The following is a 19,126-nucleotide window of genomic DNA, read 5'->3' as shown; positions in this document are numbered from 1 at the left end:
GGCGATCTTCGCCTGCTCTGCGTTGACGACGTCCATGATGACCCCGCCCTTGAGCATCTCGGCCATGCCGCGCTTGACGCGGGCCGTGCCGGTGGTCGGGGCGGTATCAGGGGTGCTCACGGCATACTCCATCGGTAGTGACCTGTCAGGGGAACTCGTTCAATTCTAGGACGATGCGGGTTTCTGCCGGTCGGCCGGTCAGCGAATCGATCGGACCTCGGGTTCGACCAGCCTTGCGACCACGACATTCGCCTCCTCCAGGAGGTCCGGCAGCTCCTCCGGGTACACCACCTCGCCGGTCGCGGCGATCTCCCGGATATCGCTCGGGCTGCACCAGCGGTGACCGGTGATCGCACGCCGTTCGAGGTCGGTGAAGCCGCTGCGCGTGGGGGTGAACTCGGTGGTCTGCAACGCGAAGAACAGCTCCTCTGAGCGGATCAGCTCGCCGTCGTAGGGGAACACCGCGACCCGGCGCCACATCGGCCCGCGCAACACCGCCTCGTCCACCGACAGCCCGGTCTCCTCGGCGATCTCGCGGACGGCGGCCGCCCGCAGGGTCTCCCCCATCTCGACGGCGCCGCCGATGGTGAACCAGAAGTAGACGTCGGGCACCTGCGGGTCGTGCCCGCGCAGCAGCAGCACCCGGCCCTTCTCGTCGAGCAGCACCACGCGGGAGGACGTCCGCGTCTCGTCCACGTTCATACCGGCGCCCACCACCGGGGCGGTGCGCTCGGCGATCTCGAAGTAGGTGGGCAGCGGGGCGGTGCCGCCGAGGTGCAGCCAGCGCACCGGTCGCCGGGTCCGCAGCGCGAGGGTGTCGCGCACCGCGTCGTTGTGGAAGCGGCGGGCGATCAGCACCCGGGCCTCGGCGTCGGCCAGCTCCGCCACCAGCTGGGGCGGCAGCGCCTCGGCAGGCACCGATGCCAGCGCCACGGACAGCGCGTTCTCCTCGGTTTCCCGGTGTCCGCGATCGGCCCGCTCGGCCTTGATCGCCAACGCCGCCAGGGCTTTTCCGTCCGGCACCCGGGCGTCTCCACCGGGCGCGAGCGCGGCGCCCACTGCACGGGCCACCACCGACCGGCGCGCGAGCGAGGAGTCGAGCGCCTGCCAGGACAGGTCGGAGCGCACGTGCAATCGGTCGAGCCGGTTGGCGGTGCCGTACGCCCACACACCGATCGTGATGATAACCGCGGCGATCAGCGCGAGGATGAGGATCGAGGTCGCGGAGAAGGTCACGAGCGGACCTCAACGCCGACGCCGCTGCCGCCGACCGTCACCGTCTCGTAGACGCGCAGGATCTGCTCCGCGACCACCGGCCAGTCATACTCGGCCACCACCTCGGTGGCGGTGCCGACCAGTGCGCGACGGCGATCCGGGTCACTGAGCACCGAATCGATCGCGGTGGACAGCGCGGCCGAATCGCCGACCGGCACCAGCATTCCGGCGGTGCCGTCGCGTAGCACCCGACGGAAAGCGTCCAGCTCGCTGGCCACCACCGCCGTGCCCGCCGCCATCGCCTCCACGAGCACGATGCCGAAACTCTCGCCGCCCAGGTTCGGCGCGCAGTAGACGTCCGCGCTGCGCAGCGCCGAGGCCTTCTCCGCGTCGGTGACCTGACCCAGCAGCCGCAGATGCCCGGCAAACCTGCCTGCGTCCTTGCGCAGCCTGTCCTCGTCCCCCCGGCCGACGACCAGGATCTCCAGGTCGGGGTGCTTGGCAACGAGCTCCGGCAGCGCCTCGAGCAGCACCGCCATGCCCTTGCGCGACTCGTCGTAGCGACCGAGGAACAGCACGGTGCCGCCCGCGCGCGGGTACCCGGGCAGCGGGTCCGCATTCGCGAACGCGGGCACGTCGACGCCATTGGGGATCTCGACGGCATCCGAGCCGAGCGACTCCATCTGCCACCGCCTCGCCAGTTCGGAGACGGCGATGCGGCCGCTGATCTTCTCCAGGTACGGCGCGAGCACGCCCTGGAAGGTGCTCAGCACCAACGACTTCGTGGTCGAGGTGTGGAAGGTCGCGACGATCGGGCCCTCGGCGATCTTCATCGCCAGCATCGACAGGCTCGGCGCGTTCGGCTCGTGGATGTGCAGCACGTCGAAATCGTTGTCGACGATCCACCGCCGGACCCGTGCATAGGAGACGGGGCCGAAACTCAACCGGGCCACCGAGCCGTTGTACGGGATCGCGACCGCCCGGCCGGCCGAGACCACGAAGTCGGGGAGCTCGGTGCCCTCCGAGGCGGGCGCCAGCACGCTGACCTTGTGTCCCCGCTCGATGAGCACCGATGCCAACTCGACGACGTGGGCCTGCACCCCGCCCGGCACGTCGAACGAATAGGGACAGACCATCCCGATCCTCATGGCGATTCCATCCGCGCCAGCCGGCCCTCGGACAGGTCGGCGAGCCACAGCGGCTGGAGCATGTGCCAGTCGGCCGGGTGGTCCGCGATGTTGGCGGCGAAGCGGTCGGCGAGGGCCTGGGTGGCCGCGGCCACCCCACCGGAGGTGTCCACCGGCGGATCGACCTGGAAGCCCCAGCCGTCGCCCTCGAAGTAGCAGTGCACCGGCAGCAGCGCGGCGCCGGTCTCGATCGCGAGCTTGGCCGGGCCTGCCGGCATCCGGGTCGGCTCACCGAAGAACGTCACGGGCACACCGTGTTTGGCGAGGTCGCGCTCCCCCAACAGACACACCAGCCGGTTCTCGCGCAGCCGCTCGGCAAGCTGCTCGAACGGTGGGCGCTCGCCGCCGCTGAGCGGGAAGATCTCGAAGCCGAGACTCTCCCGGTACTCGAGAAACCGCAGGTACAGCGACTCCGGCTTGAGCCGCTCGGCGACGGTTGTCACCGTGCCCCAGTGCTGCACGGCCCACACGCCCGCCATGTCCCAGTTGCCACTGTGCGGCAGGGCCAGCACCACGCCCTTGCCGTCGGCCATCGCCTTGTTCAGGTGTTCCTGACCGTGCACCAGGGAATCGAGACGCCCGCCGAGCTCATGCTGATCCATCGCGGGGAGCCGGAAGGCCTCACGCCAGTAGCGCGCATAGGAGCGCAGCGAGTCCCGGATCAGCTCGTCCGGCACCTCCGCGGCGGGTACCCCGAGTACACGTGCCAGGTTGCGGCGCAGTTGATCCGGGCCGCCGCGGCGGGCCGCCCGATCCGCGCCCCAGTTGAACAGCGACTCCGCCGCGCCTTCCGGCAGCGCGCGGACCAACCGCCAGCCGGCGGCGTAGCCGAGGTCGCTTGCCCGTTCGGTCCAGCTCACGTCGTCGGCGCCTCTCCGCTCTCCGCGGTGCCGGTCTTCATCGGCAGCGGATCCCGGGCGCCAGGGGCGTTGCGCACCTGCAGCACCCGCTGGAACACGGTGACGATGCTCGCCACCGCCAGCAGCCACATCGCCACGTAGACGGCCCATTCGAGCCAGTCGATGCCGAAGTGTCCCGCGAGGCCGGTCAGGCCGGAGCCGAGAAGGATGATCACCAGGCGGTCCGACCGTTCGATGAGGCCACCCTCCGCGGACAGTCCGCTCGCCTCGGCGCGAGCCTTGGCGTACGAGATGACCTGCGAGGTGACCAGACAGATCAGGGTCGCCACCAGCAGCGACCTGCTGTTCTCGTGGTACACCGCCCACCAGGCCAGGCCGGCGAAGATCGCGCCGTCGGCGATCCGGTCACAGGTCGCGTCCAGCACAGCCCCGTACCGGGTTCCGCCGCCGCGTTCGCGCGCCATGGCGCCGTCCACGAGGTCGAACAGGACGAACGCGGCGATCACGATCGCGCCCCAGAACAGGTGCCCCGAAGGGAACAGGGTGACAGCAGCCACCACGCTGGCCGTCGTGCCGAACACGGTCACGACGTCCGGGGACAGCCCGACCGCGACCAAGGCCTTACCCACCGGCGCGATCACCTTCGACACCGCGGCGCGCCCGAGAACGCTCAGCACCTGTCGACCCCCGTTCCTGTGCTGGAAGAGACCCGATTTCGAGTTGATCTCGTCAACGATCCTGCCATGACGCAGGCGATACGGCTCACGCGTTCCAGGCTGCCGAGAGCAGCGCCCTGGTCTCGCGCAGGAGCTGGGGCATCACCTTCGCCCCACCGACGACGGTGATGAAGTTCGCGTCGCCGCCCCAGCGCGGGACGATGTGCTGGTGCAGGTGCTCGGCCAGCGAACCGCCGGCCGCGGCGCCCAAGTTCAGCCCAACATTGAAGCCGTCCGGACGCGAGACCCGCTTGATCACGCGGATCGCCTGCTGCGTGAACGCCATCAACTCGGCCGACTCCTCGGGGGTGAGGTCCTCGAGCGCGGCGACGCGACGGTAGGGCACCACCATCATGTGGCCGGGGTTGTAGGGGTACAGGTTGAGCACCGCGTAGACGTGCTCGCCGCGGGCGACGATCAACCCTTCCTCGTCGCTCATCTTCGGGATGTCGGTGAACGGTCCCTCGCCCGGGGTCGTGACCTTCGGCGCCTCGGCGATATAAGACATCCGGTGCGGCGACCAGAGTCGCTGCAGCCGGTCCGGATCACCGGGGCCGGTGTCGACGACCGAGCCCTCGTCGCTCATCCGAGGCCTCCGAGCAGTTCGGCTGTGGGCGAGGCGTTCTCGCGCCGCGCGATCCATCCGGTGATCGCCTCGACGGCGTCCGCCACCGCGATGCCGTTGATCTGGGTGCCGTCGCGGAAACGGAAGCTGACGGCGCCCGCCTCCACGTCCCGCTCGCCCGCGAGCAGCATGAACGGCACCTTCTGCGTGGTGTGGTTCCGGATCTTCTTCTGCATCCGGTCGTCACTGACGTCCACCTCGGCCCGGACTCCGGCGGCCTTGAGCTTGGCCACCACGTCGAACAGGTGCTCCTCGAAGGCCTCGGCGACGGGGATGCCGACGACCTGCACGGGCGCCAGCCACGCCGGGAACCCGCCCGCGTAGTGCTCGGTGAGCACGCCGAAGAACCGCTCGATCGACCCGAACAGGGCACGGTGGATCATCACCGGCTGGTGCTTGGCGCCGTCGGATCCGGTGTACTCGAGGTCGAACAGGTTCGGCAGGTTGAAGTCGAGCTGGATGGTGGACATCTGCCAGGTGCGACCGAGCGCATCCTGAACCTGCACCGAGATCTTCGGGCCGTAGAACGCGGCGCCGCCCGGGTCCGGCACCAGGGTCAGCCCGGACGCCTGGGCCACCTCGGCGAGGGTATTGGTCGCCTCCTCCCAGACCGCGTCGTCGCCGACGAACTTGTCCGGGTTCTTGGTCGACAGCTCGAGGTAGAAGTCGTCGAGGCCGTAGTCCTTGAGCAGACCGAGCACGAAGTCCAGCGTGGTCGCCAGCTCGTCGCGCATCTGCTCACGGGTGCAGTAGATGTGCGCGTCGTCCTGCGTCATGCCCCGCACGCGGGTCAGGCCGTGCACGACGCCCGACTTCTCGTAGCGGTAGACGGAGCCGAACTCGAACAGACGCAGCGGCAGCTCCCGGTAGGAACGCCCGCGGGAACGGAAGATCAGGTTGTGCATCGGGCAGTTCATCGGCTTGAGGTAGTAGTCCTGGCCCGGCTTGCGCACGGTGCCGTCCTCGTTCAGCTCTTCGTCGATGTGCATCGCCGGGAACATCCCGTCGCGGTACCAATCGAGGTGACCCGACACCTCGTACAGGTGGCCCTTCGTGATGTGCGGGGTGTTGACGAACTCGTACCCCTCCTCGACGTGGCGCTTGCGGGAGTAGTCCTCCATCTCGGTGCGGATGATGCCGCCCCTGGGGTGGAACACCGGCAGGCCCGAGCCGAGCTCGTCGGGGAAGCTGAACAGGTCGAGCTCCGCACCCAGCTTGCGATGGTCGCGACGCTCGGCCTCGGCGATCAGCTCCATGTGCTTGTCGAGCGCCTCCGACGACTCCCACGCGGTGCCGTAGATGCGCTGGAGGTCCTCGCGGTTCTGGTCGCCGCGCCAGTACGCGGCCGAGCTGCGGGTCAGCTTGAAGGCGGGGATGTGCTTGGTGGTGGGGATGTGCGGGCCGCGGCACAGGTCGCCCCACACCTTCTCGCCGGTCCGCGGGTCGAGGTTGTCGTAGATGGTCAGCTCGTTGCCGCCGACCTCCATCACCTCGGGGTCGTCGATGCCCGACTTGTCGTCGATCAGTTCGAGCTTGAACGGCTCGTTCGCCAACTCGACGCGGGCGTCCTCGATGTTCTCGACCACGCGCCGCGAAAAGCGTTGCGAGCCCTTGATGATCTGCTTCATCTTCTTCTCGAGGCGGGTCAGGTCCTCGGGGGTGAACGGCTCGTCGACCCGGAAATCGTAGTAGAAGCCGTCCTTGATCGGCGGGCCGATGCCGAGCTTGGCGTTCGGGAACTCCGACTGCACGGCCTGGGCGAGCACGTGGGCGGCGGAGTGCCGGATCACGGTGCGGCCGTCGTCCGAGTCGGCCGCGACGGGCTCGACCAGTGCGTCCTCCTCGGGAATCCAGGACAGGTCCTTGAGCTGGCCCTCCGCGTCGCGGACCACGACGATGGCGTCCGCACCCTTGCCGGTGAGCCCCGCCTCCCGAACCGCCGTACCGGCGGTAGTCCCCGCGGGCACCCGGACGTGGGCGGCTGAGACTGCGGATGCGGGCGTGGTCACGGCGATGTGCTCCTCGATGTTCTGCGCCGACTCGAAGACGGCTGCTCGGTGAGCCCTCATGCTATCGGCACGCGGATCGGACGGGCCTGTCACCCGAGCAGCGCGCCGAGCCGCGCCGCGCGCACCGACGGCTGCTGACGGGGACAGCTGGTGCACTTGACGCCCTCGGCGGCGGCCGGATCGGGCTCCGTCTCGTAGATCAGGCAGCAGGACGACCTGCGGATCACCCGCCTGGAGCCCGGTACAGGCACGGCAAGGGGGTCCGCTCCGGCCACTCCCCCGCGGCCGACGTCGACGAACCGGGGGCGCGGCATCTCGGTGCCGATCAGGTCGGCCAACCGCACCGCCAGCGCGCTGCCGAGCACCGGGCTGCCAAGCGCGGTACCCGCGTCCAGCGCACGGTTGCCCAACGAGTCCGTCGCGATCGCCCACAGCGAGCGCACGCCCGCACCACTGAGTTCGCTCAGCGCCGCGATGATCGGGGCGAGCGCGGCGACCAGCCGCTCGGCCAGTACCTCGTCGTCGCGGATGCCTGCCTCGGAACGAATGGTCCCCAGGTACCCGTCCGGCCGCAACGTACAGGTCAGCCCGTCCAGGGCCGGGTCGGGCGCGAGGCCCGTCGCCAGCAGCATCGAGGCGGGCACCGACAGCAGCGTCGAGCTCGCCGAGTACCACCACAGCGTCGCAGAGACGCGGACGTCCTCGCAGGCCCAGCGCCGCGCGGTGTCATCGATCCGGGCGGCCAGCCAATCGCGGTCCACCAGGACGTTGCCTGCGTGTTCCACCGCGCCCGGCGCGGGTACGGTCGCGTCCCTCAACGACGGGATCGCCGCGACCGCTCGCTCGTAGGCCTGGCCGAGTTCGGGATCCATCACCACGGCTAGAGCGGGCTCTCCAGGAGCGGGTGCTCGATGCCAACCCACCCCGCGATCAGCCCGAGAGTTCCCAGCACCCACAGGGTTCCGATCACGATGGCGCACGTCAGCAACGCGGAGAGCGCCTTCACCACGATCGACTGGCGGACGAACCACGCCATGAACCGGTCGTAGCGCTCCCGCGCGAACCGGAGCAGGCGGTGCGCCCACGCGAACTCCGAGGCGAGGATGCCGAGCCCGGCGAACACGATCAACCAACCAGGACCGGGGTACGGAATGGTGATGATGCCGACGACGAGAACCACGGTGCCGACGACGCCGACGCAGATCCGGTAGGCCAGGTTCAGTGCGGTGTTTCCCGCGATATCCCGCCGCAGGCGCATCCACCGGTTCTCAGTCGTCACCACGCGGCCAACAGTACCGACGGGCGGGCCGCGGCGCGCTGGTCCGTCGAGCTACCTGGCGACCGCCCGCCACGCCTCGAGCTTGTCCGCCACCGGGGTGCCCGCGTTCGCCGGACTCGTCGACGGCAGCCGTGCCATGGCGACCGACTCCGGGTGCAGGCCGCGCGCGACGACGGCGCGCCGGTACGCATGCTCCGCCTTGGCCCCGTTGAAGAAGACCCGGCCGATCCGGGGGTGACGCTCGAACAGGGCAGCGAAGTCGTTGGCCACCTCGGAATCGGGGTCGATGCTCGAGTCGAGGCTGCCCTCCCGCCTGCACAGCTTCAGCACGTCCCACAGCGCGATGCCCTCGTCCTGGAGCCGCCGCAGCCGCTGCACGTACGTCTGCCGGGGGCCCGCGTCGAAGAGCTCGCCCATGATCGGCCAGAAGCTGTTGCGCGGATTCGCGTAGTACATGCCCGCGGCCAGCGACGGGATACCCGGCATCGACCCGAGGATCAGGGTGTCGGCGCGGTCGTCGAGTACGGCGGGAAAGCTGTGGACGACGGTCATGAGCGTCCATTACACCCCAACATGGGCACGAGAAAAAGGGGCCGGTGTCCTTCACCGGCGCAGAGTCACAGGCCGCGATCGATCAGGTCGAGGATCTCCTCGCTGGTCGCCGCGTGGATCTTGTCGACCGCGTCGGCGTGCGCACCCTCGCCCGCGCCGACCTCGGCCAACAGGGTGGCCAGGCGCTTCGCGAGCGCCGCCCGGGCCTCGCCGTCGTCCCCGAGCTCGGCGATGGTCGCGCGAAGCCGGTCGACGTCGGCGAAGGCCACCGACACCGGATCCGGAACGAGTTCCGCGCGCAGGAACTCGGCGACGGCCCTGGAACTCGGGTGGTCGAACACCATGGTTGGCGGCAACCGCAGCCCCGTTGCCGCACCGAGGTGGTTGCGGAGCGCCACGGCGGCGAGCGAGTCGAAGCCGAGTTCCTTGAACGCCTGGTCGGCGTCGACCGAGTCCGCGGCGTCGTGGCCGAGCACCGTGGCGGCTCCGGCCCGTACCAGTTCGAGCATCAGGTGCCGCTGTTCGGGAATCGACAGGTCGGCCAGTCGCAGCGCCCAATCGGACGGCGCGGATCCGCTCGATCCGGCCGAGCCCGACCCCGCGGCACGCCTGCGCGGTTCCCGGATGAGGCCGCGCAGCGGGGCAGGCACGTAGGCCCCTGCCGACCAGGAGAGGTCGAACCGGGCGGCGGCCACGGCCGGAACACCGGCGGCCAGCGCGTCGTCGAAGAGGGCCAGGCCGTCTTCAGCGGTCATCGGAACCATGCCACTGCGGCGGGCCCGGGCCAGATCGATCGCCCCGAGGTTGTCGGTCATGGTGCTCGGCGGTGCCCACATGCCCCACGCGATCGACACCGCGGGAAGACCGAGGGCGTGGCGGTGCCGGGCCAGGGCATCGAGGTACATGTTCGCCGCCGCGTAGTTCGCCTGTCCCGGCGCGCCGAGGACACCGGCCAGCGAGGAGAACAGCACGAAGGCCCGCACCCCGGATGTCGCGGTCAACCGGTGCAGATGCCAGGCCGCGTCGACCTTCGGCCGCAGCACCGCGTCGAGCCGCTCGGGGGTCAATGAGCCAAGGGTTGCGTCGTCGATCACGCCTGCCACGTGGATCACCGCGGTCAGCGGGTGCTCCTGCGGTATCCCCGCCAGCAGCGCCGCGAGGGCCGACTCATCGGAGGTGTCGCAGGCGAGGATGCTCACCTCGGTGCCCAGATCGGCCAGTTCGCGACGCAGCCGGTCGCAACCCTCGGCGTCGGGTCCGCGCCTGCTGGTCAGCACCAGATTCCGCGCCCCGTGGGCGGCGACCAGGTGCCGGGCCACCAGCGACCCCAGGGTGCCGGTGCCGCCGGTGACGAGAACGGTGCCGTCCGGGTCGAACGGCGTCGATGTCTCGACGGCCGGCGCGCGCCGCAACCGGGGCGCCAGCAGGGCGCCGTTCCTGGCCGCCGATTGGGGTTCCCCGCTCGCCGCTGCCGACATGATCGCGGTTTCGGCATCCGACGCGTCGTCGAGGTCGACCAGGACGAACCGGTCCGGATTCTCGTTCTGTGCGGACCCCACGAGGCCCCACACCGCCGCGGCCGCGAGGTCGGCGCCCGCGTCCGGGTCCTGCCCGTCGTCGGTGACCATCGCATTGCGGGTCACGATCACCAGCCTGCTGTCGGCGACGAGGTCATCGTCCAGCCACTCCTGCAGCAGGTCCAGCACCCGGGCGCACAGTTCGTGGGTCGCGTCCGGACCGTGCTCGCCCCCGGTTCCGCATCCGACCAGCACCGTCCAGGCGACCCTGTCGCCGTCGTCGGGAACGGACTCCATCGCGGTTCGCAACGCCGCCAGGTCGCGATGGTGGGGAAAAGCCGAACCGTCGCCCTGCTCGCCCGGCCACCCGGAGCCGAGGACCACCACCGGTCCCGGTGCCGGCTCCGACGAGGGGCCCTCGACCGGAATCCAGGTCAGCCGGTGCAGCGGCGGGGTCGCCCTGCCACCCGCACCCGACCCGTCGACAGCTCTCGGCACCACCCGCAGTGCGTCGACGGTCAGCACGGGATCGCCTCGGGGGTCGGCGAGGGCGACGCGATATCGCCCGTCCTCGCTCGCCTCGGACCGCACCGACACCGCTTCCGCTCCGACGGTGTGCAGGCGGATTCCCGACCAGGTCACCGGCCAGCCGTCCCACCCGAGGATCGGCTCGAGCGCGGCCTCCAACAGCTCCGGATGAATGCCGTAGCCGGTCGCGTCGGTGCCTTCCTCCAGGCGCACCTCGACCTCGGCGTCGCCCGGAACCTGTTGCGCGGCAGCGGCGGCGGGCCCCACGACGTCGTCGATCGTCGCGGAGGCGTTCCGGACCCAGGCATCGGGGCTGTCGGCCTCGGCCGCGTTCGACGAGATGGTGACGGTGCGACCACCGGTTGCGTCGATCGGGGACACGAGCACCCTGATCGATGCCTGCCCCGGCGACGGGAGGGTCAGCGGCTGGTGCAGCGTCAGCTCGTCGATGTGGTCGAGACCGATGTGGTGGGCCGCATGCAGCGTGAGTTCGACCAGCACCGCGCTCGAGACCGGCTGCGGTGCGTCCGGCGACGGCGCCTCACCGTCATCGACCGGCGGCGGCACGAGCCACGAATCGCGCGGCAGCGAGAGCTGTCCGGTGAACATCAGCGCGCCGTCATCGAGGCTCACCGCCGCGCCGAGCAGCGGATGATCCGCGGAGCCGAGCCCCAGCTCCGTCGGATCGCCGGTGCTCCGCATCGACGTCGAGGGCCAGAAGGAACGACGCTGGAATGCGTAGGTGGGCAGGTCGACCCGGCGACGCCCGGGCAGTACCCGATCCCAGTCGACCGGGATGCCCTGCACGTAGGCCGCCGCGACCGCCGCGATGACCCCGTTCGCCTCGTCTCCGCGTCCGGGCAGCGTGGCGATCGCGTTGGGGACCACCTCCGCGGCGAGCGCGGTCAGGGTCGCGCCAGGGCCGACTTCGACGAGGCGGGTGACCCCGAGCTCGTCGAGGGCGCGAATGCCGTCGTGGAAGCGCACCGATTGCCGGATGTGCTGCGTCCAGTAGTCCGGTGACACGAGTTCCTCGGCGGTGGCGACGCGACCGGTGACGTTGGAGATGACCGGCACGGTCGGCGGCTGCGGCGTCAGCCTCGACACCACGGAAGCGAACTCGTCGAGGATGGGATCCATCAGGGTGGAATGGAAGGCCCGCTCGACCCGCAGGCTCGTTGTCTTCAGGCCTGCGGCGGACAATTCGGATGCGATGGTGTCCAGATCGCGTTCACCGCCCGCGAGCACCACCGATTCGGCACCGTTGACGGCCGCCAGATCGACCCGGTCGTCGATCCGTGCGAGCACGTCCTCGGCCCGGGCACGGACGGCGATCATCGCGCCCGGCTTCGTCGATTGCATCAAGCGTCCGCGCTCGCCCACCAGGGCGGCGGCGTCGGGCAGGCTGAACACTCCCGCGACGTACGCCGCCGTGATCTCTCCGATCGAATGGCCGATCAGGTAGTCCGGGGTGATTCCCCAGTCCCGCAGCAGCCGATAGAGCGCGACCTCGACGGCGAACAGGGCCGGCTGGGTGTACTCGGTGCTGTCGAGCTTGGCGGCGCCGCCCTCGGCGTCGTCCCAGATCACCTCCCGCACCGGGACTTCCACATGCTCGTCGAGTGCGGCACAGACCTCGTCCAGTGCCTCCGCGAACACCGGGTAGGCCTCGTAGAGGCCACGGCCCATCCCGATCCGTTGCGCGCCCTGTCCGGTGAACATGAAGGCCGTCTTGCCGCGGACGCTGGTCCCGTCGATGACGTTGCCGCCCGGTCGTCCCTCCACGATGCGGGCCAGGCCGTCGCGCAGGTCGGCGAACGTCTCGCCGATCACCGCGGCGCGGTGGGCGAAGCCGGATCGGGTGGTGGCCAGGGAGTAGGCGAGGTCGGCAGGATCGGGGAGATCTTCCGCGTTGTCGAGGAACTCCGCCAACCGCGCTGCCTGCGCCCGCAGCGCGTCGCCGGTCTTTCCGGAGATCACCCAGGCCAGCGGCGTGGCCGACCGCGGCGAGGGATCGGGCGTCGGGAGGTCGGGTGGCTGTTCGAGGATCAGGTGCGCGTTGGTGCCGCTGATGCCGAACGACGAGACCGCCGCGCGACGGGGCCGCCCGGTCTCCGGCCATGAAACAGCGTCGGCGAGCAGCGAGACCTCTCCCGCGGTCCAGTCGACGTGCCGGGTCGGGGCGTCGCCGTGCAGGCTCGGCGGCAGCACCCCGTGCCGCATCGCCATCACCATCTTGATCACGCCCGCGACTCCCGCCGCGGCCTGGGCATGGCCGATGTTCGACTTCACCGAGCCGAGCCAGAGTGGCCTGCCCTCGCGGTCCTGCCCGTAGGCGGCCAGCAGCGCCTGCGCCTCGATCGGGTCGCCGAGCGTCGTGCCGGTGCCGTGGGCCTCGACGGCGTCGATGTCGGTGGGTGCGAGCGCGGCATCGGCCAGCGCCTGGCGGATCACCCGCTCCTGGGACGGCCCGTTCGGTGCGGTGATCCCGTTGGACGCCCCGTCCTGGTTGATCGCCGATCCGCGGATGATCGCCAGCACCCGGTGGCCGTTGCGTTCGGCGTCGCTCAGCCGTTCCAGCACCACCATGCCCGCGCCCTCGCTGAGCCCGGTGCCGTCAGCCCGGTCGGAGAAGGGCTTGCACCTGCCGTCGGAGGCGAGGCCGCGCTGGCGGCTGAACTCGATCAGCACCCCGGGTGTGGACATCACCGTCGCCCCGCCTGCCAACGCGAGCGCGCATTCACCGTCGCGCAGTGCCCGCGCCGCGAGGTGCATGGCCACCAGCGAGGACGAGCAGGCGGTGTCCACCGTGACGGCGGGCCCGGTGAAGCCGAGAGAGTACGAGATCCGGCCGGAGGCAACGCTGTTGCTGGTTCCGGTCATCAGATAGCCCTCGGCATCGACGTTGCGCCTGCTCATCAGGTGGAAGCCGTAGTCGCCGCCCATCAGCCCCACGTACACGCCGGTGTCGGTGAGTCCCGGTCCGTTCGGCTGGATCCCCGCCCGTTCCAACGCTTCCCAGGCGCTCTCCAGGAGCAGCCGGTGCTGGGGGTCCATCGCGATCGCCTCGCGGGGGCTGATGCCGAAGAACGCGGCGTCGAACTCGTCTGCGTCGTAGAGGAATCCGCCCTGGCTCATGTAGGTGGTGCCTGCGCGCTCCGGGTCGGGGTGGTAGACCTCGGCGAGGTTCCAGCCGCGGTTGTCGGGGTACGCGCCCACCGTGTCGTGGCCCTCTCGCACGAGTTGCCAGAGGTCGTCAGGGCTGTACACCCGGCCCGGATACCTGCAGGCCATCCCGACGATCGCGATCGGGTCCTCGCCCCTGCGAGTGCGCGCAGGCCGGGTCGGCTGCGGTGCCGCATCCGACCCGAGCAGGCGGGCCACGAGCTCCTGCGCGAGCGCATCGGCGGTGGGATGGTCGAACACCACCGTCGCGGCGAGTCCGACGCCGGTGGCGGTCGCGAGCTGGTTGCGCAGTTGCACGGCGGTCAGCGAGTCGAAGCCGAGCTGCTTGAAGGCCCGTTCCGGGTCGATCGCCTCCTTGCTGTCGTGGCCGAGTACCGCTGCCACGTGGGTGGTGACGAGGTCGAGGACCCGGCTGTGTCGCTCGCCGGGGTCGAGTGCCCGCAGCTCGTCGGCCAGGCCGGTGGGTGATTCGGCGGCGGCGACCCGGCGACGGATCCCGAGGACGCGACGCAGGATCGGCGGCAGGGACTCGGCATCGGAACGGGAGGTTCGCGTCGAGAGACGGATCGGCACGATCAGCGGCCGGTTCACGGCCAGGGCCGCATCGAACAGGGCCAACCCCGACTCCGGGCTGATGGTGTCGATGCCGGAGCGCTGCAACCGGTCCAGGTCTGCCGCGTTCAGGTGGGAGGTCATCCCGCTCGGCCGGTCCCACAGCCCCCAGGCCATGGAGATCGCCTGCAGCCCGCGGGCGCGACGGTGTTGCGCCAGTGCGTCGAGGAAGACGTTCGCGGCCGCATAGTTCGCCTGGCCCGCGCCGCCGAGCACACCCGCCGCCGAGGAGAACAGTACGAAGGCCGACAGGTCGTGGTCGCGGGTGAGCTCGTGCAGGTGCCAGGCACCGTCCACCTTGGGACGCATGACCTCGTGCAACTGGTCTCGGGTCACGGTGGCCGCGGTGGCATCCTCGAGCACCCCGGCCGCGTGGATCACACCGGACAGGTCGGGGATGTCTGCGAGCAGGGCGGCGATCGCGGCGCGGTCGGCCACGTCGCAGGCGACCAGGCGGATCTCGGTCCCCGACTCGGCGACATCGGCTCGCAGTTCGGCCGCGCTGTCGGCGCCCTGCGCGTGCCTGCCGGTCAACACCAGCCTGCGCACCCCGTACCGCGCGACGAGGTGGCGGGCGATCAGCCTGCCGATGGTCCCGGTGCCACCCGTGATGAGGACCGTGCCCTCCGGACCGAAGGGGGCCGGCTCCGCAGCGTGTGCGGCGCGTGTACTGACGGGCGTCTCCGCGGCGAGCATGGGCGCCAGCAGCACGCCGTCCCGGATCGCCAGCTGGGGTTCGTTGCAGGCCAATGCCATTGCCAGCAGCGCGGTATCGGCGGGTTCACCCGCCGCCGCATCCAGGTCCACCAGGCAGATGCGGTCCGGGAACTCGTGCTGCACCGCGCCGATCAGCCCCCAGGCGGGTGCGGCCGACACGTCGTCGATCGGTTCGCCGTCGCGCACGCCAACCCCGAGCCGGGTGGTGACGAGCAGGCGGGTCTGCGCCAGCCGGTCCTCGCGGAGCCAGGACTGGACCGCGGCCAAAGCTGCCTCCGCGGCGGCGTGCGCCCGGGCCGGCACGTCGGACTCCCCGCCCGGCTCGCAGTCCAGCCACAGCACGCGACCGGACTGGTCGCCGCCCGCCAGTGCCTCCGCGAGCGGCACCAGCTCCGCCCCGGCCGCCGCGGCCGCACCCACCGGCATCCACTCCACGCGGTAGAGGTTCTCGCCTGCACCGGCGGCGGGGAGTTGGGTGTCCCCGAGCGGCCGCAGCGCCAGCGAATCCACGGTCAACACGGGCTTGCCGGCCACGTCGAACGCCGATACCCGGTACCGCTCGGGACCGATCGACGTGACGTGCACACGCAGAGCTGTGGCGCCGACGGCGTGCAACTGCACTGCGCCCCAGGCGAAGGGCAGCCGGACACCGCTCGCGCCGGACGCCGCGCTCCCGAGCGCGATCACGTGCAGCGCCGCGTCGAGCACGGCCGGGTGGATCCCGTATCCCACGACCGCCTCGGCCGGGTCCTCGCCGCCCAGACTCACCTCGCCGTACAGCTCGTCGCCGCGGCGCCACGCCGCCCGCAGGCCACGGAAGCTCGGGCCGTACCCGTAGCCGGCCTCGTCGAGCACTCCGTATAGCCCCCCGACATCGATCGGCGTGACATCGGCAGGCGGCCACTGCTGTTCGTCGGAGTCCGCGGAGCCGACGGCCGCGGTGAGCGTGCCGGTGGCGTGCCTGGTCCACGGGGTCTCCCCCGACGCATCCGCGGGCCGGGAGTGCACCGCCACCGTGGAGCGGCCGCCGTCGCCATCGGCGAGGACGCTCACCTGCACCGCCACCTCACCCTCGTCCTGGATCAGCAGGGGCGCTTCGATCGCGAGGTCCTCGAGCCCGCCGCGCGCGACGCGGTTCCCCGCGTGGAGGGCCAGCTCCACGAATGCGGTGCCGGGCAGAATGACCGTTCCGTTCACCGCATGATCGCGCAGCCACGGAAGGCGTTGCGGGGAGAGCAAGCCCGTGAACACCACGCCCCGGTCGTCTCCGAGCTCGACCGACGCGGCGAGCATCGGGTGTCCGCCGGTGTCCATGCCCGTCGACGCGACATCACCGTGCGGCGCGGGACTGTCCAGCCAATAGCGACGGTGCTGGAAGGCATACGTGGGCAGGTCCACCCACCGCTGCCGATCGTCACGCCGGGCCCAGTCGACTCGGTCCCAGTCGATGTGCACCCCGGACACCTGCGCCTCGGCGAGTGCGGCGGTGAACTGGCGCAGGCCGGCGCGGTCGCGCCGCAGGGTGCCGATGGTTCGCCCCGCGACACCCGCCGCGTCGAGGGTCTCCTGCAACGGCACGGTGAGGATGGGATGGCTGCACGACTCGATGAACAATCGATAACCATCCGCGGCCAGCGCTCTGGTCGCCTGCTCGAATCGGACGGGGCGCCGGAGATTCCGGTACCAGTAGTCCGCGTCGAGTGCGGAGCCGTCCAGCGCGCCACCGGTCACCGTCGAATAGAACGGGATCCGCGACCGGCGGGGCGTGATCGACGCAAGTGCGTCGAGGATCGGATCCCGCAACACCGACACATCCGCGCAGTGCGAGGCGTACTCCACCGCGATCCGCCTGGCCTGGACGCCCTCGCCCTGCAACTGCCCCACCAGGATGTCGAGGGCTTCGACGGGCCCGGACACCACCGTCGCGGAGGGACCGTTCATCGCCGCCACCTCGACGGCGCCCGCCCACGGTTCGATCTTCGCCCGCACCGCGTCGGCGGGCAGTGCCACCGAGGCCATCCCGCCGCCGCGTCGCGCCGACGCGGCGATCACACTGCTCCGCGCGGCGACCACCAGCGCCGCGTCGGACAGGCTCAGCGCACCCGCGACGCAGGCTGCGGCGATCTCGCCCTGCGAATGTCCGACCACGGCCGCCGGTTCGACGCCGTGTGCGCGCCACAGTTGGGTGAGGGCGACCATCACCGCGAACAGCGCGGGTTGCACGACATCGACCCGGTCCAGCGAGGACGGATCGCGGTCGCGGAGCACGTCGAGCAGGGAGAACTTCGTGTACGGCGCGAGCGCGTCGGCGCATTCGCGCACGCTGTCGGCGAATACCGGCGACGACTCGAGCAGTTCCTCGGCCATGCCCACCCACTGCGCACCCTGACCCGGGAAGACGAACACCGGCCGGTCCCCTGCTTCCATGGCCAGGCCGGTGACCACATCGGGGCTGGGCGCGCCCCGGCCGAGCGCGTCGAGCCCGGCCAGCAGGCCCGAGGGCTCCGCGCCGATCACGGCGGCGCGGTGGTCGAAGGCGGCGCGCGAACCCAGCAACGCCCCGGCCACCTCGGCCGGCGTCAGTTCGGGATGGCCGACGACGTACTCGCGCAACCGCTCGGCCTGGGCGCGCAGCGCGGGTTCGGTGTGGCCCGATACGAACCAGGCCACGACCTCGCCTTCGGGAACGGCCGATTCGTCGGGTGACGGCGAGACGGACGGTGGCTGCTCCAGCACGACGTGCGCGTTGGTGCCGCTGATGCCGAACGAGGACACTGCCGCGCGTCGGGGCCGATCGGCCTCCGGCCAGTCGCGGTTCTCGGTGAGCAGGGACACCGAACCGGCGGACCAGTCGACGTGCGGGGTCGGCCGGTCGACGTGCAGCGTCTTCGGCAGGACACCGTGACGCATCGCCATGATCATCTTGATCACCCCGGCCACACCAGCGGCCGCCTGGGTGTGCCCGAGATTCGACTTCACCGAGCCGAGCCACAGCGGCCGGTCGGCGGGCCGATCGCGGCCGTAGGCGGCCAGCAGGGCGGACGCCTCGATCGGATCGCCCAGCGTGGTTCCGGTGCCGTGCGCCTCGACCGCGTCGACATCGGCCGGGCCGAACCCGGCACTGTCCAGGGCCTGCCGGATCACCCGCTCCTGTGCCTGCTTGTTCGGAGCTGTCAGGCCGTTGCTGGCACCGTCCTGGTTCACCGCACTGCCACGGACGACGGCCAGTATCCGGCGACCGTTGCGCTCCGCGTCGGACAGTCGTTCCAGCGCGACGATTCCCGAGCCCTCACCCCAGGCCGTACCGTCCGCGGCGGCAGAGAAGGCCTTGCACCGCCCGTCCCTTGCCAGTCCGCGCTGGCGACTGAACTCCACGAACACCGCTGGTGTCGCCATGACCGTCGCCCCGCCCGCGAGCGCCAGTTCGCACTCACCGCTGCGCAGCGCCTGCATCGCGAGGTGGATGGACACCAGGGACGAGGAGCACGCGGTGTCGACGGTGATCGCGGGTCCACACAGGCCGAGGCTGTACGCCACGCGTCCGGAGGCGACGCTCATGGCGTTCCCGGTGATGAAGTAGCCCTCGAGGTCCTCCGGCGGCGCCCCGCCTGCCCGCGCCGCGTAGTCGATACCGGACAGCCCGGTGAAGACACCGACCTGGGCACCGTGCACCGACCGCGGATCGATGCCTGCGTTTTCGAAGGTCTCCCAGCTCGTTTCGAGGAGAAGACGCTGCTGCGGGTCCATGGCCAGCGCCTCGCGGGGCGAGATCCCGAAGACCTCCGGATCGAACCCGGCCGGGTCCTCCAGGAAGCTGCCCTGCACCGTGTAGGTCTTGCCGGACTGCTCGGCCTTCGGATCGTAGAGGTCCGCGATCCCCCAGCCGCGGTCCTCGGGGAACCCGGTGACGGTGTCCGTACCCGACTCGACCAGGCGCCACAGATCCTCCGGCGACCGGACCCCGCCCGGGTACCGGCAGCCCATCCCGATCACAGCGATCGGTTCGCGGCTGACTCCCTCGGCCTCACGAAGCTTCTCCCGCGTCTGATAGAGATCTGCGGTCACCCGCTTCAGATAGTCGAGGAGCTTCGCCTGATCGGCCATCCGAGATCAGCTCCAATCT

General features: G+C 70.8%; 10 protein-coding genes and 1 pseudogene. All 11 read right to left on the bottom strand.

The window, feature by feature from the left end; genetic code table 11:
* A pseudogene (locus C8K38_RS09970) lies at positions 1–132 on the bottom strand (pyridoxal 5'-phosphate synthase lyase subunit PdxS); the annotation flags it as partial.
* Positions 133–198: 66 nt separating this feature from the next.
* Positions 199–1,236: an NUDIX hydrolase gene (locus C8K38_RS09965; protein ID WP_097211319.1), complete on the bottom strand. Its 1,038-nt coding sequence runs from the start codon at positions 1,234–1,236 to the stop codon at positions 199–201.
* Complete coding sequence (locus C8K38_RS09960; protein ID WP_097211318.1) at positions 1,233–2,363, bottom strand: glycosyltransferase family 4 protein; 1,131 nt, start codon at positions 2,361–2,363, stop codon at positions 1,233–1,235. The genes C8K38_RS09965 and C8K38_RS09960 overlap by 4 nt, the downstream gene beginning before the upstream one ends.
* Positions 2,360–3,262: a phosphatidylinositol mannoside acyltransferase gene (locus tag C8K38_RS09955; RefSeq protein ID WP_097211317.1), complete on the bottom strand. Its 903-nt coding sequence runs from the start codon at positions 3,260–3,262 to the stop codon at positions 2,360–2,362. Before C8K38_RS09955 ends, C8K38_RS09960 begins: the two co-directional genes overlap by 4 nt.
* Positions 3,259–3,939 (bottom strand): phosphatidylinositol phosphate synthase, encoded by a 681-nt coding sequence (gene pgsA / locus C8K38_RS09950; RefSeq protein WP_097211316.1) that lies wholly within the window; start codon positions 3,937–3,939, stop codon positions 3,259–3,261. Before pgsA ends, C8K38_RS09955 begins: the two co-directional genes overlap by 4 nt.
* An 85-nt stretch (positions 3,940–4,024) precedes the next feature.
* On the bottom strand, positions 4,025–4,564 hold the full coding sequence (locus C8K38_RS09945) for an HIT family protein (RefSeq protein WP_027499599.1): 540 nt from the start codon (positions 4,562–4,564) through the stop codon (positions 4,025–4,027).
* Positions 4,561–6,612 (bottom strand): threonine--tRNA ligase, encoded by a 2,052-nt coding sequence (gene thrS, locus C8K38_RS09940; protein WP_097211355.1) that lies wholly within the window; start codon positions 6,610–6,612, stop codon positions 4,561–4,563. The genes C8K38_RS09945 and thrS overlap by 4 nt, the downstream gene beginning before the upstream one ends.
* An 89-nt stretch (positions 6,613–6,701) precedes the next feature.
* Positions 6,702–7,484: a (2Fe-2S)-binding protein gene (locus C8K38_RS09935; protein ID WP_108168812.1), complete on the bottom strand. Its 783-nt coding sequence runs from the start codon at positions 7,482–7,484 to the stop codon at positions 6,702–6,704.
* Positions 7,485–7,492: 8 nt separating this feature from the next.
* On the bottom strand, positions 7,493–7,870 hold the full coding sequence (locus tag C8K38_RS09930) for a TIGR02611 family protein (protein WP_097211353.1): 378 nt from the start codon (positions 7,868–7,870) through the stop codon (positions 7,493–7,495).
* A gap of 72 nt (positions 7,871–7,942) precedes the next feature.
* Entirely contained in the window at positions 7,943–8,443 is a 501-nt protein-coding gene (locus tag C8K38_RS09925) for a DNA-deoxyinosine glycosylase (protein ID WP_097211315.1), read from the bottom strand.
* 65 nt (positions 8,444–8,508) lie between these two features.
* Positions 8,509–19,107 carry a type I polyketide synthase gene (locus C8K38_RS09920; protein ID WP_097211314.1) on the bottom strand — a complete coding sequence of 3,533 codons (10,599 nt, stop codon included), beginning with the start codon at positions 19,105–19,107 and terminating at the stop codon, positions 8,509–8,511.
* Positions 19,108–19,126: the final 19 nt, after the last annotated feature.

It is taken from the genome of Rhodococcus sp. OK611 (assembly GCF_003050885.1).
Classification (GTDB): domain Bacteria; phylum Actinomycetota; class Actinomycetes; order Mycobacteriales; family Mycobacteriaceae; genus Rhodococcus_G; species Rhodococcus_G oryzae.
Note: the sequence above shows the minus strand (reverse complement) of the source record. Positions and strands in the feature narration are given on the sequence as shown.